At 66.0% G+C, this 23326-nt stretch carries 23 protein-coding genes and 1 tRNA gene; 15 read left to right on the forward strand and 9 right to left on the reverse strand.

Features of this window, described 5'->3' with window-relative positions:
- Nucleotides 1-44: 44 nt before the first annotated feature.
- Together ACO07J_RS22545 and trxB are read right to left on the reverse strand one after the other, a co-directional pair.
- Nucleotides 45-1757 carry a bifunctional sulfate adenylyltransferase/adenylylsulfate kinase gene (locus tag ACO07J_RS22545; RefSeq protein WP_422033178.1) on the reverse strand — a complete coding sequence of 571 codons (1713 nt, stop codon included), beginning with the start codon at nucleotides 1755-1757 and terminating at the stop codon, nucleotides 45-47.
- 197 nt (nucleotides 1758-1954) lie between these two features.
- Nucleotides 1955-2938, reverse strand: a complete 984-nt coding sequence (gene trxB / locus ACO07J_RS22550) for a thioredoxin-disulfide reductase (RefSeq protein ID WP_422033180.1) — start codon at nucleotides 2936-2938, stop codon at nucleotides 1955-1957.
- A gap of 270 nt (nucleotides 2939-3208) precedes the next feature.
- Between trxB and ACO07J_RS22555 the strand changes: the two genes are divergently transcribed.
- Both ACO07J_RS22555 and ACO07J_RS22560 read left to right on the forward strand, forming a co-directional pair.
- Nucleotides 3209-3709: an Lrp/AsnC family transcriptional regulator gene (locus ACO07J_RS22555; protein ID WP_300895076.1), complete on the forward strand. Its 501-nt coding sequence runs from the start codon at nucleotides 3209-3211 to the stop codon at nucleotides 3707-3709.
- A 68-nt stretch (nucleotides 3710-3777) separates the two neighbouring features.
- Entirely contained in the window at nucleotides 3778-5667 is a 1890-nt protein-coding gene (locus ACO07J_RS22560) for an acyltransferase family protein (RefSeq protein WP_422033492.1), read from the forward strand.
- 99 nt (nucleotides 5668-5766) lie between these two features.
- Here ACO07J_RS22560 and ACO07J_RS22565 read toward each other — a convergent pair whose 3' ends face one another.
- The 5 genes from ACO07J_RS22565 to lgt form a co-directional block, all read right to left on the reverse strand.
- Entirely contained in the window at nucleotides 5767-6450 is a 684-nt protein-coding gene (locus tag ACO07J_RS22565) for a Hint domain-containing protein (RefSeq protein ID WP_422033183.1), read from the reverse strand.
- Between the two features lie 389 nt (nucleotides 6451-6839).
- The gene (locus tag ACO07J_RS22570) at nucleotides 6840-6983 is read right to left on the reverse strand and encodes a hypothetical protein (protein ID WP_422033184.1); all 144 of its coding nucleotides are present in this window, start codon (nucleotides 6981-6983) and stop codon (nucleotides 6840-6842) included.
- Nucleotides 6984-7259: 276 nt separating this feature from the next.
- Complete coding sequence (gene pgeF, locus ACO07J_RS22575; protein ID WP_422033185.1) at nucleotides 7260-8015, reverse strand: peptidoglycan editing factor PgeF; 756 nt, start codon at nucleotides 8013-8015, stop codon at nucleotides 7260-7262.
- A complete protein-coding gene (locus ACO07J_RS22580; RefSeq protein WP_422033187.1) occupies nucleotides 8012-9073 on the reverse strand; it encodes a class I SAM-dependent methyltransferase in 1062 nt (353 codons plus the stop codon). The genes pgeF and ACO07J_RS22580 overlap by 4 nt, the downstream gene beginning before the upstream one ends.
- The gene (gene lgt, locus ACO07J_RS22585; RefSeq protein ID WP_422033189.1) at nucleotides 9070-9954 is read right to left on the reverse strand and encodes a prolipoprotein diacylglyceryl transferase; all 885 of its coding nucleotides are present in this window, start codon (nucleotides 9952-9954) and stop codon (nucleotides 9070-9072) included. Before lgt ends, ACO07J_RS22580 begins: the two co-directional genes overlap by 4 nt.
- A gap of 110 nt (nucleotides 9955-10064) precedes the next feature.
- Here lgt and ACO07J_RS22590 point away from each other — a divergent pair, with 110 nt between their 5' ends.
- From ACO07J_RS22590 to ACO07J_RS22615, 6 genes are all read left to right on the forward strand, one after another.
- On the forward strand, nucleotides 10065-10301 hold the full coding sequence (locus tag ACO07J_RS22590; RefSeq protein WP_057817815.1) for an accessory factor UbiK family protein: 237 nt from the start codon (nucleotides 10065-10067) through the stop codon (nucleotides 10299-10301).
- Nucleotides 10302-10789: 488 nt separating this feature from the next.
- On the forward strand, nucleotides 10790-11290 hold the full coding sequence (locus ACO07J_RS22595; protein ID WP_057817817.1) for a YbjN domain-containing protein: 501 nt from the start codon (nucleotides 10790-10792) through the stop codon (nucleotides 11288-11290).
- 139 nt (nucleotides 11291-11429) lie between these two features.
- A complete protein-coding gene (gene proC / locus ACO07J_RS22600) occupies nucleotides 11430-12245 on the forward strand; it encodes a pyrroline-5-carboxylate reductase (protein WP_422033191.1) in 816 nt (271 codons plus the stop codon).
- On the forward strand, nucleotides 12238-12579 hold the full coding sequence (locus ACO07J_RS22605; protein ID WP_350129892.1) for a tRNA-binding protein: 342 nt from the start codon (nucleotides 12238-12240) through the stop codon (nucleotides 12577-12579). The genes proC and ACO07J_RS22605 overlap by 8 nt, the downstream gene beginning before the upstream one ends.
- The gene (locus ACO07J_RS22610; protein ID WP_422033194.1) at nucleotides 12579-13532 is read left to right on the forward strand and encodes a 2-hydroxyacid dehydrogenase; all 954 of its coding nucleotides are present in this window, start codon (nucleotides 12579-12581) and stop codon (nucleotides 13530-13532) included. The genes ACO07J_RS22605 and ACO07J_RS22610 overlap by 1 nt, the downstream gene beginning before the upstream one ends.
- 88 nt (nucleotides 13533-13620) lie before the next feature.
- Complete coding sequence (locus tag ACO07J_RS22615; protein ID WP_422033196.1) at nucleotides 13621-14742, forward strand: beta-ketoacyl-ACP synthase III; 1122 nt, start codon at nucleotides 13621-13623, stop codon at nucleotides 14740-14742.
- Nucleotides 14743-14755: 13 nt separating this feature from the next.
- On the opposite strand, the gene ACO07J_RS22620 is transcribed toward ACO07J_RS22615, so the two are convergent.
- Together ACO07J_RS22620 and ACO07J_RS22625 are read right to left on the reverse strand one after the other, a co-directional pair.
- Complete coding sequence (locus tag ACO07J_RS22620; protein ID WP_422033198.1) at nucleotides 14756-15010, reverse strand: hypothetical protein; 255 nt, start codon at nucleotides 15008-15010, stop codon at nucleotides 14756-14758.
- Between the two features lie 53 nt (nucleotides 15011-15063).
- Complete coding sequence (locus tag ACO07J_RS22625; protein WP_422033494.1) at nucleotides 15064-15648, reverse strand: thymidine kinase; 585 nt, start codon at nucleotides 15646-15648, stop codon at nucleotides 15064-15066.
- A gap of 87 nt (nucleotides 15649-15735) precedes the next feature.
- Here ACO07J_RS22625 and ACO07J_RS22630 point away from each other — a divergent pair, with 87 nt between their 5' ends.
- From ACO07J_RS22630 to ACO07J_RS22660, 7 genes are all read left to right on the forward strand, one after another.
- Entirely contained in the window at nucleotides 15736-16083 is a 348-nt protein-coding gene (locus ACO07J_RS22630) for a RidA family protein (protein WP_422033200.1), read from the forward strand.
- A gap of 5 nt (nucleotides 16084-16088) precedes the next feature.
- Nucleotides 16089-16967 (forward strand): dimethylarginine dimethylaminohydrolase family protein, encoded by an 879-nt coding sequence (locus tag ACO07J_RS22635; protein ID WP_422033202.1) that lies wholly within the window; start codon nucleotides 16089-16091, stop codon nucleotides 16965-16967.
- Nucleotides 16968-17035: 68 nt separating this feature from the next.
- Nucleotides 17036-18382: a 3-phosphoshikimate 1-carboxyvinyltransferase gene (aroA, locus tag ACO07J_RS22640; protein WP_422033204.1), complete on the forward strand. Its 1347-nt coding sequence runs from the start codon at nucleotides 17036-17038 to the stop codon at nucleotides 18380-18382.
- Between the two features lie 213 nt (nucleotides 18383-18595).
- A complete protein-coding gene (locus ACO07J_RS22645) occupies nucleotides 18596-20641 on the forward strand; it encodes an ASKHA domain-containing protein (protein ID WP_422033206.1) in 2046 nt (681 codons plus the stop codon).
- Between the two features lie 145 nt (nucleotides 20642-20786).
- Nucleotides 20787-22154, forward strand: a complete 1368-nt coding sequence (locus tag ACO07J_RS22650; RefSeq protein WP_422033208.1) for a hypothetical protein — start codon at nucleotides 20787-20789, stop codon at nucleotides 22152-22154.
- A gap of 345 nt (nucleotides 22155-22499) precedes the next feature.
- Nucleotides 22500-22573: transfer RNA gene (locus ACO07J_RS22655), tRNA-Gly, on the forward strand.
- A gap of 87 nt (nucleotides 22574-22660) precedes the next feature.
- Nucleotides 22661-23269, forward strand: a complete 609-nt coding sequence (locus ACO07J_RS22660; protein WP_422033210.1) for a (d)CMP kinase — start codon at nucleotides 22661-22663, stop codon at nucleotides 23267-23269.
- The last annotated feature ends 57 nt before the right edge of the window (nucleotides 23270-23326 follow it).

Below are 23326 nucleotides of genomic sequence, written 5' to 3' on the forward strand. Positions count from 1 at the left end.
GGCCCCGAAGGACCGCCCGCCAATCCGTTCGCCGTTCAGGGGCCTCAGCCCGCGATCAGCCCCATCTGCTCGAGCTTCAGGATCACCTGGTGCGCGCAGTTGTCCACGTCGGTGCCTTCCGTCTCGACCCGCAGCTCGGGGGTCTCGGGCACGTCATAGGGGTCGGAAATCCCGGTGAATTCCTTGATCTTGCCTTCGCGCGCCAGCTTGTAGAGCCCCTTGCGGTCGCGCCGTTCGCATTCCTCGATCGAGGTGGCGACGTGCACTTCGCAGAAGGCGCCGTATTCCTCGATCATCTGCCGCACCTTGCGGCGCGTCGAGGCGTAAGGCGCGATCGGCGCACAGATGGCGATGCCACCGTTCTTGGTGATCTCGCTGGCGACATAGCCGATCCGCTGGATGTTGAGGTCGCGGTGTTCCTTCGAGAAGCCCAGCTCGCTCGACAGGTTCTTGCGCACGATATCGCCGTCGAGCAGCGTGACCGGGCGGCCGCCCATCTCCATCAGCTTGACCATCAGCGCGTTGGCGATGGTCGACTTGCCCGAGCCCGAGAAGCCGGTGAAGAACACGGTGAAGCCCTGGTCGGAGCGCGGCGGCTTGGTGCGGCGCAGTTCCTTCACCACCTCGGGGAAGGAGAACCAGTCGGGGATTTCCAGCCCTTCCGACAGACGCCGGCGCAGCTCGGTGCCCGAGATGTTCAGGATCGTGACGTTGTCCTTGTCCTCGATCTCGTCCATCGGTTCGTACTGGGCGCGCTCCTGCACATAGACCATGTGCTTGAAGTCGACCATTTCGATGCCGATCTCGTCCTGGTGCTCGCGGAACAGGTCCTGCGCGTCGTAGGGACCATAGAAATCCTCGCCCGCGCTGTTCTTGCCGGGGCCGGCATGGTCGCGGCCGACGATGAAATGGGTGCAGCCGTGGTTGCGGCGGATCAGCCCGTGCCAGACCGCCTCGCGCGGGCCGGCCATGCGCATGGCGAGGTTCAGCAGGCTCATCGTGGTGGTCGAGCCCGGGTACTTGTCCAGCACCGCCTCGTAGCAGCGCACGCGGGTGAAGTGATCGACATCGCCCGGCTTGGTCATGCCCACGACGGGGTGGATCAGCAGGTTGGCTTCCACTTCCTTGGCGGCGCGGAAGGTCAGTTCCTGGTGCGCGCGGTGCAGCGGGTTGCGGGTCTGGAAGGCCACGACCTTGCGCCAGCCCAGCTTGCGGAAATAGGCGCGCAGCTCGTTCGGCGTGTCGCGGCGGGCGCGGAAATCGTAATGCACCGGTTGCTGGATGCCCACGACGGGCCCGCCAAGGTACACCTTTCCGGCGGTGTTGTGCAGGTAGTCGACGGCCGGGTGCGCCTCGTCATCGGCGCCGAAAACCTTCTCGGCCTCGCGCTTCTTGTCGGGCGTCCAGCGGTCGGTGACGGTCATCGTGGCGAGGATCACGCCCTCCTGGTCGCGCAGCGCGATGTCCTGGCCGGGCTCGATGCCCTCGGCAAACGCCTCGGACACGTCCAGCGTGATCGGCATCGGCCAGAGCGAGCCGTCGGCCAGCCGCATCTCCTCGACCACGCCGTTATAGTCGGCCTCGGTCAGGAAACCCTTCAGCGGGTTGAAACCGCCATTCATCAGCAGTTCGAGATCGCAGATCTGGCGCGGGCTCAGGTCCCAGCTTGTCAGGTCGCCGGCTTCGACCTTCAGTTTCTGTGCAGAATCGTAGGAGACATACAGCTCGGGAATCGGAGCCAGGTTCGAATAAGACATTGCTTCTCTCGCGTCGTCTGGACAATGGAAATTCAGAGGCCCGGAACGACCGGCCCCGGCGTCAATGGCGCCTTAAACCGGCTTGAACCCCACATGCAAGCACACAGGCGGAGTTCTGGGCGAAACTGGCGAAAAAGCCGCTATGTGCGCGGTGCATTGCCGTTTCGGCCGGCGCCAGGCGCTTTTCACCGCGCCGCTCACTCGACGGCAACGACCTTCTCGGCGGGCTGAACCGGCAGATCCTCCAGCTCGGCGAGGAACTTCTCGGCATCGAGCGCCGCCATGCAGCCCATCCCGGCGCTGGTCACCGCCTGACGGTAGATATGGTCGGTCAGGTCGCCGGCCGCGAAGAGGCCGGGCACCGAGGTGCGCGTGCTGCCCGGCTCGACCTTGACGTAATCGCCGTGATGCATCTCGACCTTGCCCTTCAGCAACTCGCTGGCGGGCGCGTGGCCGATGGCGATGAACACGCCCTTGCAGGGAATGTCCGACACCTCGCCGGTCTGGTTGTTCTTCACCCGCACGCCGGTCACGCCCTTGGGGGTGTCGTCGCCCAGAACCTCCTGAAGCTCGTGGAACCACAGCGGCTCGATCTTCGGATGCTTCAGCAGCCGGTCCTGCAGGATCTTCTCGGCCCTGAGCTCGTCGCGCCGGTGGATCAGCGTCACCTTCGACGCGAAATTGGTCAGGAACAGCGCCTCTTCCACGGCGGTATTCCCGCCGCCAATCACGACGATCTCCTCGCCGCGGTAGAAAAAGCCGTCACAGGTGGCACAGGCCGACACGCCGAAGCCCTTGAAGGCCTCCTCGCTGTCGATCCCCAGCCACTTGGCCCGCGCGCCGGTGGCCATGATCACGCTGTCGGCGGTATAGATCGTGCCGCTGTCGCCGGTCGCCTTGAAGGGGCGGCTGTCGGTGTCCAGGTGGGTGATGATGTCGCTCACGATGTCACAGCCCATCGCCTTGGCATGGGCCTCCATCCGCACCATCAGGTCGGGGCCCTGCACCTCGGTATCGCCGGGCCAGTTCTCGACCTCGGTGGTGGTGGTCAGCTGTCCACCCGGCTCGATCCCCTGAACCAGCACCGGCTCCAGCATGGCGCGGGCGGCATAGACACCGGCGGTATAGCCGGCCGGGCCTGACCCGATGATGAGGGTTTTGGTGTGACGTGTCTCGGCCATGATCGGAACCTGCGTGATAAGGGTGTCGGTGACTCGGGGCACAGATATAGCGGCGGGGCAGGGGGCGCGAAACCCCCGCAAGCCCGTCATGCGCAAAGCGGGACGCATTCCCGCGAAACCGCGGCGTGCCGGCCCGGCCGTTCCGGGCCCCCGCCGCGATGCGAAACGCCGATGGTGCGCCAATAGGGAAACGATCTTGCGCAAGGGCGAAACATTATTGCGCGTGCCCGCAGTGGTGGTATAACAATCGCGAATTCAAGGAGACCCAGAATGCCCGCGACCCGACTCGATGAGATCGACCGCAAGATCCTCGCCGAACTGCAGGCTGACGGCCGGATGACCAATGTCGAACTGGCCAAGCGCGTCGGCATCTCGGCCCCGCCCTGCCTGCGCCGGGTCCGCACGCTCGAGGAAAGCGGCTATATCCAGGGCTACCACGCCAAGGTCGACGCCCGCGAACTGGGCTTCGAGGTGCAGGTCTATGCCATGGTCGGCCTGCAAAGCCAGGCCGAGGCCGACCTGTCGGCTTTCGAGGCCCGCTGCCGGGCGTGGCCGCTGGTGCGCGAATGCCACATGCTGAACGGCGAGGTGGATTTCATCCTCAAATGCGTGGCGCCCGACCTCTCGACCTTCCAGCGCTTCCTGACCGAGGAACTGACGGCGGCCGACAACGTGGGCAGCGTCAAGACCTCGCTGGTGATCCGCGGCGCCAAGGACGAGCCGGGCGTACCCTTCGACGTACTGGAAGACCGGCTGAAGAAATCCGCCTGAGGCACACCGGCCTGCCGGGTTTCGGGCCGACTTCACGTTGGGGGCAATCCATCAGGTACAGAGCTGAAATCGACGGTCTCAGGGCGCTGGCCGTTGTGCCGGTGGTGCTTTACCACGCGGGTTTCACCGCGTTCGGCGGCGGCTATGTCGGCGTCGACGTGTTTTTCGTGATCAGCGGCTACCTCATCACCACGATCATCGCCGACGAGATCGACCAGGGCCGTTTCTCGCTCCGGCGCTTCTACGAACGGCGCGCGCGGCGCATCCTGCCGGCGCTTTTTCTCGTCGTCCTCGTCAGCCTGCCCTTCGCGTGGTTCTGGCTCATGCCGCGCGACCTCGAGACCTTCACCTACAGCGTCCTCTCCGTCGCCACCTTTACCTCGAACCTCTTCTTCTGGAGCCGGACAGGCTATTTCGAGACCAGCGCCGAGCTTCAGCCGCTCCTCCACACCTGGAGCCTCGCGGTCGAGGAACAATATTACATCCTATTCCCCCTCCTGATGATGCTGATCTGGCGCAAGTCCGTGATCCCGATCCTGGTGACGCTGACGATCGCCAGCCTCGTGCTGGCCGAATGGGCGCTGTCGCTCGACCGGGCCGCGGTCTTCTTCCTTCTGCCCTCCCGCGCATGGGAACTGCTCCTTGGTGCGCTGGCCGCCCTCTACCTGAGGACATCCGGCGCCCCCCGGCTCCGACCGGTCCTGAGCGACGGGCTGGCGGCCTCGGGCATCGCGCTGATTGCCTTCGCAATCCTGATCTACGATGACGGCACCCGGTTTCCCGGCATAAGCGCCCTCCCTCCCACATTTGGCACGGTGCTGGTGATCCTCTTTGCCCGCGACGGCGGCGTCGTGCAGCGCATCCTCAGCCTGCGGCCGCTGGTGGGGATCGGGCTGATCTCCTATGGCACGTATCTCTGGCATCAGCCGGTCTTCGCGCTGGTCCAGCACCGCTTCGGCCGGATCGCCTTCGACCAGAATGTCTGGCTGCTGATCGGGCTGTCCTTCTTGCTGGCCTATGCCGGCTACCGCCTGGTCGAACAGCCGTTTCGCCGGCGCCTGCCGACCAAGGCGGTGGCGTGGTCCATGGTGGGCTCCGCCGTGGTCTCGGTCGGGGCGGCGGTGCTGATCTACATGCAGGCCGACAAGCGGCCCGAGACGGTGCCCTCCTACCGCTGGGCGCTGGAAAACGCCGACGAGGACCTGCTGCGCTATGTCGAGCGGCGCGATGTCCGGATGGACTGCGGCGACCCCGACCGCTTCGGCGTGCGACGCTGCGAGTTCGGCGATCCGCAAGCGGCGCCGACCCTGGTGCTCTGGGGCGACAGCCTCGCCGGTGCCCTGCTGGGGGGGATGGACCGCATGGCGCGCGACAGGGGGCTGCGCGGCATTGCCTTCGTGGCCAATGGCTGCCCGCCGGTGCCCGGCCTCGCCAACAGCTACAAGCGTCGCTGCAACAGCGACACCCATCAGGCCATTCTCGATCACATCGACGCGCTGCCGGGCATCACCGACGTGGTGATCACCGGCAACATCATCGGCGCCGCCAGCGCTGGCAACGTCACCATCGACGGCCGGAAACCCTCCTACGCCGCCGTCCGCGACAAGATGGCCGAGGCGGTCGCCCGCCTGCACGCCACGAACCTGCGCGTCATATTCCTCGAACAGGGCCCCGTCTTCTCCGAGAACGTGGCGGTCTACCTGCTGCAGAACCTGCGCCTCGGCATTCAGGAGGTGCCGGCCATCGAAACGTCGGAGCATCTCGCCGCGCGTGTCGAACTGCGCGGCCTCGCCGACCTGCCGGACCTTTACATCGACCCGACAGAGATTTTCTGCGGCGACACGCACTGTACCTCGGTCGACGCGGAGGGCCACCTCGTCGTCTACGACCACAACCACGTGACCCGCAAATATTCCGAGCGTCTGGCCCGGCTGATTGCCGAAAGGGCCGGTTTCTGAACGACGGCCGGCCGGGTGCGCGCCGGCGCTCCACACAATCGAAACGGGGCGCGACCCCCGTCGCGCCCCGTTTCGGTCGTGGCAGCAAAATTCGTGGCGTCAGGCCATCTCGGCCGCGTTCTCGATCCCCTTCAGCGGCAGCCGATCCTGCGCCAGCGGACCGAAATCGCGCGGCTTCTTGATATGCGGGAAAAACGACAGGAACAGGCTCAGCATGTTGGGTCCCATGTTCCGCTCGAAGCCCGGGCCGGGGTGATAGCTTTCGGCCTCCATCCCGCCCGCGGTGATGATCGCGTGGCGGCGCAGGCAGAGGTGATAGACCGTCACCGGCCGCGGCGGCGTGATCTCGATGGCGTTGAACCCGTCGACCAGCTGCGCGGCGGGCGTCAGCGCCCGGTTGCTGCCGAATCGCTCGGCATAGCCGCTGGGCCGCAGCAGGAACCGCGCGCCGGGCCCGGCCATGATATCGGCCTGCGGGCGCCCGAAGCCGAAACTGTCGGCCATGATCCGGGTCAGGCTGCTGCCATGCGGATGCTGGTCCGAGCGCGGCATCAGCGTCATCGCCCCCACCCAAACCAGCTGCATCGCCCCCTGGTCGGCGGTCTGCAGCTTCATGCCCGGCTCGAGATCCTCGACCGCGACCTGGCCTTGCGTGGTGTTGATCAGCGTGCCGTGGGCAAAGGCCAAGAAGGCGGATTCGAAGATCGGCATCGCCGGCCCGATCTGGTCGGAGGTGCGGATCTGGCCGTCGGCCATCAGGGACGAGATGCGATACTTGCGCATGGCAAGGGTCTTGCGTGCCTGCTGGGGCACGGCGCCGCGATTTTGATGTACAGAAGACTTGTTACCGGAACGCGCGGAAAAATGCGCGGAATCGTAGGGGGATACCATTATTGAGTCACCTTTATCAGGTTGTCTCAACCGCGTCGGCCCCCACCGACAACGACAGAAGGACTAGTTACCATTCACGTTGCGATGACAAACAATTGGCGCAATTGCCCAAGTTTAGTCAAATTTGACCAATCACTGTCATGCACTTGCCGACAATCCTTTAAACTTCGTTAAGATTGTTGGCCACGTGTCGACGAGTTCGCCACAATTCGGCATTTCCATGCGAGTCGAATCGCGCAACTTCGCCACAATTGGGGCAACCCCGCCCGTGGCAACGCCGCTCAGGCGGTGCGCACGGCCTTGACCGGTACGGCGGCCTGGCCCGGCTCGCGCCGCGCCGTGTTGCGCATCCCGCGCTGGAACGGCAGCGCCGGCGTCGCCTGCTTGCTGGTTTCGATGACGGATTTCATCCAACGTCTCTTCATGTCCCTTACCCTCTTGCTCTGACGGTTTTCGGAGCGCTGCGGCGTCCCTCGTTCCGTTAGGGGCAATATTGCCCGGCTTTGAGGCCACGATTTGGCGCAGGTATGGGATTCCTCGGTCTTTTGCCGGGCAGGGCGGCCCAATTCCGGAAACCCTGCCAAATTCCGGTCACCTGCCTGGAATCATTGCGGAAATAGCCTCGATCCAAAGGCTTCCGCCGGTCCGGTCGGGGGTGATTGTGGCAGGATCGGGCACCGCCGGCCCCGGCCATGCCCCATTTACAGCCGGATCGCCGCCAACAGCCGCCCGTAATCGGCCTCGCCCGCATGGGTCGCCCGGCGATAGGAAAAGAACCGCCCGGCATCGGAATAGGTGCAATGCCGCGTCCATTCCGCGTGGCCCACCCCGGCGCGGCGCAGCCGGTGCAGCCCGAACGCGGGCAGGTCGAACAGGTAACGGTCGCCCTCGCCATTGGCGAAGAAACGGTGGTTGTCCGGATCGTCGGCCATGAAGTCGTCAAGGAACTCGGGGCCCACCTCGTAGGCCTGCTGGCTGATCGACGGTCCGATCACTGCCACGATGTTCCGGCGCGACGCACCCAGCGCCTCCATCTGCTCCACCGTTTCTTCCAGCACACCGTCCAGCGCCCCGCGCCAGCCGGCATGGGCCGCGCCGATCACCCCGGCCTGCCGGTCGGCGAACAGCACCGGCTGGCAATCGGCCGTCAGGATCGTCAGCGCCAGCCCCGGCACCTTCGTCACCATGCCATCGGCCTTGGGCCGCTCCTCCTGCGGGCCCTCCACCACCTCGACCCGCGCGGAATGCACCTGGTGGACATTCACCAAGTTCTCCGGCCCGACCCCCAGCGCATCGGCCGCCCGCGTCCGGTTGATCCGCACCACGTCGGACTGGTCCGACGAGCCCAGCCCGCAATTCAGCCCCGAGAACACGCCCGACGACGCACCGCCCTTGCGGGTAAAGAACCCGTGGCGCAGCGGGGCAAGGGCTTCGGCGGTGATGATCTCGAGCGTCATGTGTCCAATCCGGGCGGCGGGGCCGCCCCGTCGGGGGTGAAAGCCATTACCTTGAAGAGCGTCCCCATTTCATGCGGGTGGGTCAAGCGGCGATGCGCGGCAATGTGGGTTTCCAGCCGATCTCCCTCGAGCCCCCTGGCCAGCGCCTGTGCCCGCGCGGTGATCCCCAGCCGCTCCAGGAACACGCCCTGCGGGGTCAGGCGGCTGTATGTGCTCGGCGTCGCCCGCGCCAGCGCCTCGAAATCCACATGCGCCGTCAGGTCGGCCCGCCCCGGCTCGGCCAGCGGGTCCGCGGCCTCGTGCCCCTTCACCGCCTGCCACGTATCGCCCAGCGACCGCCAGTCGCCGTAATCCACGATCAGCGCCGCGCCGCCATGTTTCGCGATCCGCCCGCCGATCTCGGCGGCGATGCTCTCGCCCATGGGCGAGAACTCGACGATATCCCCGTCCCGCGTGTCCTCCAGCCGATGCTCCAGCGGGGCCATCGCCTTCGGATCGCTCAGCCCGATCGTCAGCGCCTCGCCCTCGAGCCCCACCAGCCGTTCCCGCCAGCGCTCGCCCTCGCGCTGCACCTGCCGGACGGGCAGGGCATCGAAGAACTCGTTCGCGACCACGAAAAGCGGCAGCTCCGGCAGGTCCGCGGCACTCTCGCGCCACGCGATCCCCGGCCATTTGACCGTCTGCGCCTGCACCTGCCTGAGCGCCGGGGAGGTCTCGACAAGGTTCACCCGCGCCGCATCGTGAAACCCGGCCACCCCCTTCGTCGCCCGCAGCACATCCGCCATCAGCGTCCCGCGCCCCGGCCCCAGCTCGGCCAGCACGAACGCCCCCGGCGCCCCCTGGTCCATCCACGCCTGCGCCAGCGACAGCCCGATCAGCTCGCCGAACATCTGGCTCATCTCGGGCGCCGTGGTGAAATCGCCCGCCGCGCCCAGCGGGTCGCGCGTGGCGTAATAGCCATGCTCGGGATGCATCAGGCAGGCGGCCATGTACTCCGCCACCGTCATCGGCCCGCTGGCCCTTATCTGGCTGACAAGAAGCTCCTTCAGCGCGGTCATGCCGGCCTGCGCGCCCGGATCACCAGGTAGGCGGCCAGCGCGAACATCGGCAGCGACAGGATCTGCCCCATGGTCAGCCCGTAGCCGCCCACGTGGAAGGCCAGCCCCAGCGGGTTGCCTTCCGACACGAACTGCGCATCCGGCTGTCGCACGAATTCCACCAGGAACCGCGCCAGGCCATAGCCCGCGAAGAACACGCCGGTCACCGTGCCCACCCGCTTCAGCGCGCCTTTCCGGAACACCAGCCACAGCAGCACCGCGCCCAGGATCAGCCCCTCCAGCAACGCCTCGTACAATTGCGAGGGATGCCGCGCACAGGCGCCCACCACCTCGGGGCAATACTGCGCCATCTCGCCGGGAAAGATCACCCCCCACGGCAGGTCGGTCGGCCGGCCCCACAGCTCGGCATTGATGAAATTCGCGATCCGCCCCAGCAACAGGCCCACCGGCGTCGCCATGCACAGCACGTCGGCCACCGACAGCCACGGAATCCGCTGCCGCCACGAGAAGCCCACGCAGGCGATGATCACCCCGAGAAGCCCGCCATGGAACGACATGCCGCCCTGCCACAGCATCAGGATCTCGGCCGGGTTCTGAACGAAATAAGCGGGCTTGTAGAACAGCACGTAACCCAGCCGCCCGCCAAGGATGACGCCCAGCACCACCCAGGTCAGCAGGTCCTCGACCTGGCTTTCCTTCATGACGGGCGTGTCGTTCTTCCACAGGTGCGGCCGGCGCAGCGTCGCCACCACCAGCCGCCAGCCGACGATGATGCCCACGATATAGGCCATCGCGTACCAGCGCAGCGCGAATTCCATGCCGAAAATCGGCAGGGTGAAGATCTCGGGTGACAGATCGGGGAATTGGATGGCGGCCTGCATTTGTGTCTCTCTGCCTCTGTCGCCACGGGGAAGTCAACGGGGAAGTCAACCTTGCGCGGCGGGGTTTTGCGGCCCATATAGATTTCAAATGTAACGCCGGAGCAATCCCCATGCAGACCCGCAACAAGGTATTCGACGACATCTCGCAGCTCATGACCAACGCCATGGGCGTGGCCCAGGGCGCGCGGGAAGAGGCCGAGACGGCGATGAAATCGATGATCGACCGCTGGCTCGCCGACCGCGATTTCGTGACCCGCGAGGAATTCGACGCCGTCCGCGCCATGGCCCAGAAGGCCCGCGAGGAGAACGAGGCGCTCAAGGCGCGGATCGAGGCGCTGGAGAAGTAAGGGTAGGGCGGGTGCCCGCCGACCTTTCAGCCAAAAAATCCCCCGATTCACGCCCCGCCCGGAATCAAGGTGCGCCAAAGGCGCACCGCCGGGCAGCGCCCGTCCGCCCGACCGGGCGGGCGCTTCTGCACCGCCGCCATGCAGAGCCACCGTCGGAGGCTGGCCGCACCATAAATCAACCATCACACCCGTCGGCGCGCCCACCCGCGGACGGGCGCCGCCCGGCGTCTGCAATCTCGGCCGCGCGCCAACCGACCGTCACCTTCCTCACACCATCCCCCCACATGACACCCCCATCTCATCTTGATGAAGTTTTGACGTCATCCACAACTTATTGAGGTTATCCCCAACAAATAGCTTTACAGGCCGCAATCCACTCGCCACGATATATGGTAGGAACAGAGGGAATAAGCCCCCGTTCTAGAGCAGGCACCTAGCGCTTGGGGCGCTGCCAAGCCCCCGCGCTACAACTCAAAAGAGGTGGCGGCATGGCATTATCCGAGCAGTTTCTGAGCGAAGATCTTCACCCCATCGATATCGTCGAGCATCTCGCCGAGCATCACGACTGGGATTTCGACCGGATCGGAGACGATCAGATCGCCATGGCTGTCGAGGGCCAGTGGCGCACCTATTCGGTCACGCTGGCATGGTCCGCCTATGACGAGACCCTGCGCATGGTCTGCACCTTCGAGATGGAGCCGCCGGAAGACAAGCTGCCGGTCCTCTACCAGACCCTCAACGAAGTGAACGACCAGTGCTGGGCCGGCGCCTTTACCTACTGGGCCGAGCAGAAGCTGATGGTCTACCGCTACGGCCTCGTCATGGCCGGCGCGCCCAGCGTCTGCCCCGAACAGGTCGATACGCTGATCAACGCCGCCGTCCTCAGCGCCGAGCGCTTCTACCCGGCCTTCCAGCTTGTCATCTGGGGCGACCGTACCCCGCGCGACGCCATGCAGGTGGCCATCGCCGAGGCCTACGGCACCGCCTGAACCGGCGCGAATAACGGCACCTGGCGGGCAATCCCCTGCCGGGTCGCCTCACCCACCTTTCCCGCCATTGAATCCCCCGGGATGCGGGCGTAACACTCGCCCCTGACACGCCGTTCGGAACTGGCAAGGGGGACAGGGGATGACCACGGACAACGTAGCCCGCAACGGGCTGGTGCTGCTGGGCTGCGGCAAGATGGGCTCGGCCATGCTGGCAGGCTGGCTCAAGCGGGGCCTGCCGCCGCAAAGCGTCTGGGTGATCGACCCGAAACCCTCCGACTGGCTGCAATCCACCGGCGTCACCCTCAATGGCGACCTGCCGGAACAGCCCGCCATCGTGTTGATCGCCGTCAAACCCCAGATGATGGGCGACGCGCTGCCCGCCATCGCCGCCATGGGCGGGGGCAAGACCCTCTTCGTCTCGGTGGCCGCCGGCACGCCCATTTCCGCCTTCGAGGCCGCGCTCGGCGACAACAGCCCGATCATCCGCGCCATGCCCAACACGCCCGCCGCCGTGGGCCGGGGCATCACTGCCATCATCGGCAACGCGCACGCCACGCCCGCGCATCTCGACACCGCCGAGGAGCTGCTGACAGCCGTGGGGCAGGTGGTCCGCCTCGACAGCGAGGACCAGATGGATGCCGTCACCGGCGTCTCGGGCTCCGGCCCTGCCTATGTCTTCCACATGATCGAATGCCTCGCCAAGGCGGGCGAGGCGCAAGGCCTCTCCCCGGCCCTCGCCATGCAACTGGCGCAGGCCACCGTCGCCGGGGCAGGGGCACTGGCCGAAGAGGCCGAGGAAACCCCCGACCAGCTTCGCGTCAACGTCACCAGCCCCAACGGCACCACCCAAGCCGGGCTCGAAGTGCTGATGGACGAGGCCACGGGCCTCCTCCCGCTGATGAAGAAAACCGTGGCCGCCGCCACCGACCGCTCGAAAGAACTCCGCAATGGCTGACGAAATCACCTTCGACGACTTCCTCAAGGTCGACATCCGCGTGGGCCGAGTGATCCGCGCCGAACCCTTCCCCGAGGCCCGCAAACCCGCCATCAAGATGTGGATCGATTTCGGCCCCGAGATCGGCGAGCGCAAGACCTCGGCCCAGCTCACCGCCCACTACACTCCCGAAAGCCTCACCGGCCGTCAGGTCATGGGCGTGGTCAACTTCCCGCCCCGCCAGATCGGCCCCTTCATGTCCGAGGTGCTGGTGCTGGGCGCGTCCGACGCCGAGGGCGGCATCGTCCTCATCGCCCCCGACCAGGAAGTCGCCGAAGGGGAGCGGATGCACTGATGCGCGTCCTCTTCACCACACGCCTGCCCGACGCCGTCATCGCCCGCGCCGAACAGCATTTCGACGTCGAGATCCGCGAAGACACGCGGCCGCTGAAAGTGGGCCAGATGCGCGCGGCGCTCACCCTCTATGACGGCGTCCTGCCCACGCTGGGCGACTATTTCACGGCGGATGTCTTCGAAGGTTCCGAAGGCTCCCGCTGCAAGGTGCTGGCCAATTTCGGCGTCGGCTACAACCATATCGACGTGGCCGCCGCCCGCGCCGCCGGGCTCATGGTCACCAACACCCCCGGCGCCGTCACCGACGCCACCGCCGATATCGCGCTGACGCTGATGCTGATGACCGCCCGCCGCGCGGGCGAGGGCGAGCGCCTGCTGCGCGCCGGCAAGTGGACGGGCTGGACCCCCACGCAACTCCTCGGCCTGCATGTCACCGGCAAGACTGTCGGCATCATCGGCATGGGCCGCATCGGCCAGGCCATCGCCCGGCGCTGTCACTATGGCTTCGGGATGAACGTGGTTTACTTCAACCGCTCGCCCAAATCGGTGGATATCGAGGCCCGGCAGGTTGAAACCCTGCAAGAGCTGGTGTCGCTTTCCGATTTCGTCGTCACCGCCGTCCCGGGCGGCGGCGACAACAAACACCTCGTCGGCGAGGAGCTTTTCGCCGCCATGCAGCCCCACGCCCGCTTCATCAACATCGCCCGCGGCGACGTGGTCGACGAGGACGCGCTGATCGAGGCGCTGCAGACCGGCCGGATCGGCGGCGCAGGCCTCGACGTCTACGAAAACGAACCGGACGTGCCAGAGGCGCTGACGAAGATGGAGAACGTCGCCCTCCTGCCGCATCTCGGCACCGCCGCGCTGGAAGTGCGAGAGCGGATGGGCTTCCTCGCCGTCGACAATCTCGTCGCCGCGCTCAACGGGAACACCCCGCCCAACCTCGTCAACTGACCCGGCGTTCCGGCAGGGCTTCGCCGGTTCCGCTTGACCTTCAGGCCCGCCTGCGTTGATCTGGGCGGTACACCTGATGAGAGCCACAATGTTCAAACCTGCCATCACGGGCACCGGGGTCTTCACCCCCGATCAGACCATCACCAACGCCGAACTGGTCGACGCCTTCAACGCCTATGCCGAGAAATTCAACGCCGCGAACGCCGAGGCGATCTCGGCGGGCGAGGTCGAGCCCAAACCGCCATCCTCCACCGGCTTCATCTTCTCCGCCTCCGGTATCGAACAGCGCTACGTGATGGACAAGACCGGCATCCTTGACCCCGACGTGATGCACCCCCATCTCCGCCCCCGCTCGAACGAGGAGCCGGGGATCATGGCCGAAATGGCCCTCGACGCCTGCGGCAAGGCGCTGGCCCAATCGGGCCGCACGGCAGAGGAGGTCGACCTGGTCATCTGCGCCGCCTCCAACCACGAACGGCCCTATCCCGCCATCGCCATCGAGATCCAGCAACTCCTCGGCGCCGGCGGCTTCGCCTTCGACATGAACGTCGCCTGCTCCTCTGCCACCTTCGGCATCCAGGCGGCGGCCGACATGATCCGTTCGGGCTCCGTCCGCTGCGCCATCGTGGTCAGCCCGGAGATCTGCTCCGGCCACCTCGAATGGCGCGACCGCGACTGTCACTTCATCTTCGGCGATGTCTGCACCGCCATGGTCCTCGAACGCGCCGAAGACGCCAAGGGCGCGCATTTCCTCGTCCATTCCACCCGCTGCGCCACGCAGTTCTCCAACAACATCCGCAACAACAACGGCTTCCTCCGCCGCACGCGCGAGGGGCACATGGACGACCGCCGCGACATGCTCTTCGTGCAAGAGGGGCGCAAGGTGTTCAAGGAGGTGCTGCCGCTGGTGTCGAAGCACATCGCCGACCACATGGCCGAGGAGGGCGTCGCCGCCGACCAGCTAAAACGTCTCTGGCTGCACCAGGCCAACAAGACAATGAACGATTTCATCGGCAAGAAGGTGATGGGCCGCACGCCCGACCCCGACGAACAGCCCAACATCCTGCAGGACTACGCCAACACCTCCTCGGCGGGCTCGATCATCGCTTTCTCGAAATACTCCGACGACCTCCAGCCCGGCGATGCCGGGCTGATCTGCTCCTTCGGGGCAGGGTACTCGGTCGGCTCGGTCCTGGTCGAACGGGCCTGAGCCAATCCCGGTCTTAAATCTCCGGCGCCTTCGGATCGGGCAGGATCCCGTCCGACTGCCGCGGCTTGCGGTGGTTGAAATTCGGATCCTCCCGCTTGATGGCGCGGGAAATCCAGAACCCGATCGGATAGGCGGTGACCAGCCCGATCACGCCGCAGACAAGGAAGGCCCAGAAGGAATAATACCCGAGCGCGAACGCCGCGATCAGCGCGGCCCCGGCGACACAGGCACCGGCCAGGATGGCAAGGTAGATGGCCAGACGGTCCATGACGGTTCTCCTTTCACGCAAAATCAACGTGCAAAGGGCCACGCCGGTTCCCGCTACCCCCGGTCGCCCACCGCCTCGCGCCAATGCCGCCGGCACAGGCTTACATAGGTCTCGTTGCCGCCGATCTGCACCTGCTCGCCCTCGGTCACCACCCGGCCTTCACCATCCTGCCGCACCACCATCGTCGCCTTCTTCCCGCAATGGCAGATCGTGCGCACCTCGCGCATCTCGTCCGCCAGCGCCAGAAGCGCGGCCGAACCCGGGAACAGCTCGCCCCGGAAATCCACCCGCAGGCCATAGCACATCACCGGCACGTCGATATCGTCCACCACCCGCGCCAGCTGCCAGACCTGGGCCTTGGTCAGGAACTGCGCCTCGTCGACAAAGGCACAGGCCACGGGCCCCTGTTCCAGCCGCGCGGTGACCGCGGCCATCATGTCGGTCTCGGGCGTAAACGTCGCCGCCCGCTGCCCGATCCCGATGCGCGAGGCGATGGTGCCGTCACCCGCCCGGTCATCCACCTGCGCGGTCATCAGGAACGTCTCCATCCCCCGCTCACGGTAGTTATGGGCCGCCTGCAGAAGCAGCGTTGACTTGCCCGCGTTCATCGTCGAGTAGTGGAAATAGAGCTTGGCCATGCCCCGCCTTATGCCGATCGCACGGCCGGATGCAATCACCATGTCTCCCGCCCGCCGACGGGCCGCACCATCATCGAAGGAACCCCCATGTCCGACATCACCCGCCACCACACCGGCCAGCGCATGAGCCAGATCGTCACCCATAACGGCACCATCTACCTGGCCGGCCAGGTGGGCGAGAAGGGCGACAGCGTCGCCGACCAGACCCGCTCCTGCCTGTCCAAGGTCGAGAAGCTCCTCGCCGAGGCCGGCTCCGACACCACCCGCATCCTGCAATGCACCATCTGGCTGGCCGACATGGCCGATTTCGCCGAGATGAACGAGGTCTGGGATGCCTGGGTGCCCGAGGGCCACGCCCCCGCCCGTGCCTGCGGCGAGGCCAGGCTCGCCCATCCCGATCTCAAGGTCGAGTTCCTGATCACCGCGGCAGGCTGAGGCGCTTGCGGCAGTTCCACATCGCCGATGAATTCGCGCCCCTCCGCCATGTGGTGATGGGGCGCGGCGCCGGCTATCACCGCGACGGCGCCCGCGTCGAGGTGGTGAACGAAACCCACCGCCACACGCTCGCCCGTCACGGCCACCCCACCGAGGCGCAGGTCGTGGCCGAGTTCGCCGGTTTCCGCACCGCGCTGGAAGGGGCGGGCGTCACCCTCCACATCCCCGACCTCGCCCCGGAAACCGTGCAGGACCAGACCTGCCCCCGCGACATCGGCTTCGTCATCGGCGACACCTTCGTCACCGCCGCCATGCGCAACGCCAGCCGGGCCGAGGAAATCCGCGGGCTCGACCGCCTCCTCGCCAGCTTCACCGGCCCCCGCCTCTCCGTGCCCCCCGGCATCACCCTCGAAGGCGGCGACGTGATCGTCGCCGGCCCCGACATCTTCGTGGGCGTCGGCCAGCGCAGCGACCCCGAAGGCGCGGCCTTCCTCCGCCGGGAATTCGGCGACATCTACTCCATCCACCCGGTCCCCACCCGGCCCCTGTCGCAGGGCGAAGACGTGCTCCACCTCGACTGCGCCTTCCAGCCGCTGGGCCTCGGCCACGCCCTCATCTACCCGACCGGGCTCGACACCATCCCCGCCGCCATGCGCCACCACTATGACTGGATCGAGGTCACCCGCGACGAGGCCGCCGCGCTGTCCACCAACGTCCTCTCCCTCGCCCCCGATCACCTGGTCGCCCGCGACCACCCGGCCTGCGCCCGCGTCAACGCCGCCCTGCGCGCCGCCGGCTACCGCGTCGACGAACTCCCCTTTAACGCCGTCCCCTCCACCGGCGGCGCATTCCGCTGCGCCACCCTGCCGCTCGCCCGCGGCTGAACACGGATTTACCCCGCCCGATGCTTGCGCTATCAGGCAGGCCGACCCGTTCACGAAAGGCACAGCCCATGTCCGGCCACGGCACCCCGACCCCCATGACCTCCCACGCCTCCACCGGCCTTTCGGGCGAAGCCGCCATCCCGGGCGACAAGTCGATCTCCCACCGCTCGCTGATCCTCGGCGCGCTCGCGGTGGGCGAAACCACCATCACCGGCCTGCTCGAAGGCGAAGACGTGCTCGACACCGCCAAGGCGATGCGCGCCATGGGGGCCGAGATCACCCGCGACGACGACGGCACGTGGCACGTCCACGGCGTCGGCACCGGCGGCTTTGCCGAGCCCGACCAGGTCATCGACTGCGGCAATTCCGGCACCGGCGTGCGCCTCATCATGGGCGCCATGGCCACCTCGCCGATCACCGCTACCTTCACCGGCGACGCCAGCCTCAACAAGCGCCCCATGGCCCGCGTGACCGACCCACTCGCCCTCTTCGGCGCACAGGCCGTCGGACGCTCCGGCGGCCGCCTGCCCATGACCATCGTCGGCGCGCGCGACCCCCTTCCGGTGCGCTACGAAGTGCCGGTGCCCTCGGCACAGGTGAAATCCGCCGTCCTCCTCGCCGGCCTCAACGCGCCCGGCGAAACCGTGGTCATCGAACGCGAGGCCACCCGCGACCATTCCGAACGTATGCTGGCGGGCTTCGGCGCCACCATCTCGACCGAGGTCACCAACGAGGGCCGCATCATCACCCTCCAGGGCCAGCCCGAGCTCAAACCCCAGACCATCGCCGTCCCGCGCGATCCCAGCTCCGCCGCCTTCCCCGTCTGCGCCGCGCTGATCACCGAGGGCTCCGACATCCTCGTGCCCAATATCGGCCTCAACCCCACCCGCGCCGGCCTCTTCACTACCCTGCGCGAGATGGGCGCCGACCTCACCTACGAGAACCAGCGCGAGGAAGGCGGCGAGCCCGTGGCCGACCTCCGCGCCCGCTTCTCGCCCAACCTCAAGGGCATTTCCGTCCCTCCCGACCGCGCCGCCAGCATGATCGACGAATACCCCGTCCTTTCCGTGGTCGCCGCCTTCGCCGAAGGCACCACCGAGATGCGCGGCGTCAAGGAACTCCGCGTCAAGGAAAGCGACCGGATCGACGCCATGGCCACCGGCCTGCGCGCCTGCGGCATCACCGTGGAAGAGGGCGAAGACTGGTGGACGGTCACCGGCCTCGGCCACGGCAACGTCCCCGGCGGCGCCACCTGCGAAACCCATCTCGACCACCGCATCGCCATGTCCTTCCTCATCCTCGGCCTCGCCACGCAGAAACCCGTCAGCATCGACGACGGCGCCCCCATCGCCACCTCATTCCCGGTCTTCGAGCCGCTGATGACCACCCTCGGCGCAAATATCCGCCGCGCCTGAAGGCCCAGGCCCCCGCTTCTTCTGGCCAAAAATATCCCGGGGGAGACGTTGAAATCCCAAAGGATTTCAGCGTTGGGGGCAGAGCCCCCCGGACCCCCTATCCACATCCATGACGCCCCCGGACAAGATTCTGCCGGTTGCAGCCTTCCCCCGGAAAACGAACCGTCTATGGTGCGCCACAAACTCACCTTTGGCCAAAAGGTCCGCACCGCAATGACCACCGATCCCCTCGTCGTCTTCACCCCCTCCGGCAAGCGCGGCCGGTTCCCCGCGGGCACCCCGGTCCTGACCGCCGCCCGCCAGCTGGGCGTCGATCTCGACTCGGTCTGCGGCGGCCGCGGCATCTGCTCGAAATGCCAGATCACGCCCGGTTACGGAGAGTTCTCCAAGCACGGCATCACCGTGGCCGACGACGCGCTTTCCGAATGGAACAAGGTCGAGGAACGCTACGACCAGAAGCGCGGGCTGAAACCCGGCCGCCGCCTCGGCTGCCAGGCCCAGATCCTGCGCGACGTGGTGATCGACGTGCCCCCTGAAAGCCAGGTGCACAAGCAGGTCGTGCGCAAGGCCGCCTCTGCCCGCGTGATCGAGATGGACCCGGCCACCCGCCTCTACCTCGTCGACGTGGAAGAGCCGGACATGCACGAACCCACCGGCGATCTCGAACGCCTCGCCCGCGCCCTGAAAAAGGAATGGGGGATCGAGGCGATCCGCGCCGATGTCACCCTGCTGTCGAAGCTTCAGCCCGTCCTGCGCAAGGGCAAGTTCCAGGTCACCGTCGCGCTCCACAAATCCCACCAGGATGACGTGGCCCGCGTGCTCGACATCTGGCCGGGCCTCCACGAGCACGGCCTCTACGGCCTTGCCATCGACCTTGGCTCCACCACCATCGCCGCCCACCTGACCGACCTCGTGACGGGCGAGGTCAAGGCAAGCTCCGGCATCATGAACCCCCAGATCCGCTTCGGCGAAGACCTGATGAGCCGCGTCTCCTATTCCATGATGAACCCCGGCGGCGACAAGGAGATGACGAAGGCGGTGCGCGACGCCATCAACACCCTCGCCGGCGAGATTGCCAAGGAGGCGGAGATAGAGCCGCACCTCATCTTCGAGACGGTCTTCGTCTGCAACCCGGTCATGCACCACCTGCTCCTCGGCATCGACCCGGTCGAACTCGGGCAGGCCCCCTTCGCGCTCGCCACCTCCGACAGCATGACGCTCGAGGCGCGCGATCTCGATCTCACCGTCATCAACCCCCGCGCCCGCACTTACATCCTGCCCTGCATCGCCGGCCACGTGGGCGCCGACTGTGCCGCCGTGGCCCTGTCGGAAGAGCCGGGCAAATCCGAGGACCTCGCGCTCATCGTCGACGTGGGCACCAATGCCGAGATCCTGCTGGGCGACAAGACCCGCGTGCTCGCCTGCTCCTCGCCCACCGGCCCCGCCTTCGAAGGCGCGCAGATCTCCTCCGGCCAGCGCGCCGCCCCCGGCGCCATCGAGGCGATCCGCATCGACCCCCAGACCAAGGAACCCCGCTTCCGCGTCATCGGCTGCGACAAGTGGTCGGACGAGGAGGGCTTCGACGAGGAAACCGCCGTCACCGGCATCACCGGCATCTGCGGCTCGGGCATCATCGAGGCGGTGGCGGAACTGCGCATGGCCGGGCTGATGGACGAGTCGGGCCTGATCGGCTCGGCCGAGCTGACCGGCACCCCGCGCTGCATCCCCGAGGGGCGCACCCATTCCTACCTCGTCCACGACGCCAGTGCCGAGGGCGGCCCGCGCATCACCGTCACGCAAGGCGACATCCGCGCCATCCAGCTTGCCAAGTCGGCGCTCTATGCCGGCGCCCGCCTGCTGATGGACCAGCGCGGCGTCGACAAGGTCGACCGCGTAGTGCTCGCCGGGGCCTTCGGCGCGCATATCTCGCCGAAACACGCCATGGTCCTCGGCATGATCCCCGACGTGCCGCTCGACAAGGTCACCTCCGCCGGCAACGCCGCCGGCACCGGCGCCCGCATCGCGCTCTGCAACATCGGCGCCCGGGCCGAGATCGAGCGCGTCGTCCGCCAGATCACCAAGGTCGAAACCGCCATCGAACCGAAGTTCCAGGATCACTTCGTCGCGGCCAACGCCATCCCCCACAAGACCGACCCGTTCCCCGAGCTGAAAAAGATCGCCACCTTGCCGCAGGTCAGCTTCAACCTCGGCGGCGGCGATGCCGGCGGCGAAGGGCGCCGACGCCGGCGGCGGGGGTGAAGACGCGTTTAGCACTGTCTAATTGGCGGTAGCTTGAGGAATGCTCTCGCTGGTGATATCGGCGACGACAGTAACCGGCTGAACAACTAATAGTTGACTGGCCGCTAACCTGCTCATTACCCTTCATTTATTGGAGGGCATAATTATGGATTTACCTGATTTTCTGAAGCGCGGCGAACCTGCGCGTCTAATACCGGTTCTTGCGGATACAAACCGAGAGCAAAGAATTGCGTCGATCTTGTTATCGTTACTTCCACAAATTCCATCTCTGGCCGAAGAAATGCTGTCGACTGTTGGGTTGCGCGTCGGCAAGCGAACGAAGATTGAAGCCTTTACCGAAGTGGTCCTAAAACAGGCCGACAGCGCTAAGAACCGGCCGGATGGGCTGTTGATAGTGTCCACGGGTAAGACTCGCTGGAGCGCCCTCGTTGAGGCGAAGATTGGGACCTCGAGGCTCGAGTCGGACCAAGTTACACGTTACGTCGAAATGGCTCGCGCCAACGGCATTGACGCCGTGATTACCATCTCCAATGAGTTTGTCACGAGGGCCGATCATTCTCCGGTTGCGGTCTCTAAGACCCTGTTGAGAAAGGTAGGATTGTTCCATTGGTCCTGGACATGGATTGCAACCCAGTGCGAAATTCTTGCTTACAAGGGTTCTGTGGAAGATGCGGAGCAAGCGTTTCTTCTTGATGAAATCAGGCGCTTCTTTGACCATCCGGGCACAGGTGTTCAGCGTTTCACGCATATGGGAAAGAATTGGAAGGACCTGAATCAATCGATCACGAACAACGCCACACTCAAGAAATCGGCACCCGAGGTCGAAGAAGGTGTGGCGTGTTGGATCGAGGAGGAGCGTGACCTGTGTCTTCAACTCTCCCGGCACGTCGGAGAACCTGTTGACACGATTGTAGAAAGAAAGCTCCAGGGCGATCCGGCTGGTCGATTGAAATCCGGGATCGAGGGACTGGTCAACGATCGATGCCTGGTTTCGACCTTTCGAATTCCGGACAGTGCTGCCGACATTGTGGTAAGGGCGGATATGGCTCTTCGCACCGTCTCGGCTTCCATGAAACTTAAGGCCCCGCAGGACAGGAAGTCGACCAAGGCGCGTGTTAACTGGTTGCTCAAAATGCTGAAGGACGATGATCCTCGAATCTTGGTCTGGGCGCATTGGCCGGGTCGAGGTGCTGCTACAGATGCCACGCTTGCGGAGCTTCGAGAAGAGCCCGACGCATTGCAGTCTGACAATAAGAACGCGGCGCCACACACCTTTGAAGTTCGACTTGTCGAGAGAGTTGGCAAGCGTTTTGCAGGCAGCCGAACTTTCATCGAGGATGTCGAACGAATTGTGCCGGAGTTTTACGACCTAGTTGGGCAGCACTTGCGCGCGTGGCAGGCACCACCACCGAAGCCGATCAAGACAAGAAGTCACGGCGACGAGTTCGATGACAAAGCTGATGTTGCCGAGGTCTTGGGTCAAATGGATCAAGGCGAAGTCACTGGCCCATAGTCGGTCGGGAGCGAGAGGATAACAAAGCTGCGGAGCAATTTTAATCGGCGCCGCACCGCGGCCCGCCGATGCGCGCCACTCTCTCTCACGCAACACCCCCGCACGCCCCCTTAACCCGCCCCTTTCGGGAAAAAACACCGACAAAATACCGACGTTATACCGACGCGATACCGACACCGGATTTCTGCCGTTAATCAGCCCCTTAAGGGTGATTCTCGCCAGATAACCCGTACGCCCCGTTTCACTTGCCCGTTAACCCTTGCCGAAACCCTCACGCAACGGCCCGGCGCAACCCGAAACCCCTTGACCGCACCCCGGCGATTTCATACCTGTCCATTCTGCAAAGCGGGTATGGTGAAAAGGTATCACGCGAGCTTCCCAAGCTTAAGTTACGGGTTCGATTCCCGTTACCCGCTCCAGCACTCCCCCTGACATCCCCCATCCTATGGCTTGAGCCCCGGCGCGTGATCTTCTACCACTTCGGGACTCGGACAAGGGGCAGGGCGATGGCGTTCACTGTGGCAATCGACGGGCCGGCCGCGGCCGGCAAGGGCACGATCTCCAAGGCCGTGGCCGCGCATTTCGGCTTCGCGCATCTCGATACCGGCCTGCTCTACCGCGCCACCGGCCGCCGCACGCTCGACGGCACCGACCCGGTGACAGCCGCCTCGCAGCTTCAGGCCGCCGATCTCGAGGCGGGTGACCTGCGCACGCCCGACGTGGCCCAGGCCGCCAGCCGCGTCGCCGCCATCCCCGAGGTGCGCCGCGCGCTGGTGGATTTCCAGCGCGCCTTCGCCCGGCGAGAGGGCGGCGCGGTGCTCGACGGGCGCGATATCGGCACGGTGATCTGCCCCGACGCCCAGGTGAAGCTCTTCGTCACCGCGACCGACGACATCCGCGCCGAACGGCGCCTTAAGGAATTGCTGGGCTCCGGCCACGATACCGATTACGACAGCGTCCTGGCCGACCTGCGCACCCGCGACGCCCGCGACAGCGCCCGCGCCGCCGCCCCGCTGAAACCGGCCGACGACGCGGTGACGCTCGACACCTCGACCATGGATATCGACGCCGCCGTCGCAGCCGCCATCACCATCGTTAAGGAAGCGTTAACCTGAACCGCCCGCGCGGGCGCGCCCGCGGATACCCCTTGATTCCCTCCGCCGCCGCCTCTA

This window comes from Roseovarius sp. (assembly GCF_965228755.1).
Classification (GTDB): Bacteria; Pseudomonadota; Alphaproteobacteria; order Rhodobacterales; family Rhodobacteraceae; genus Roseovarius.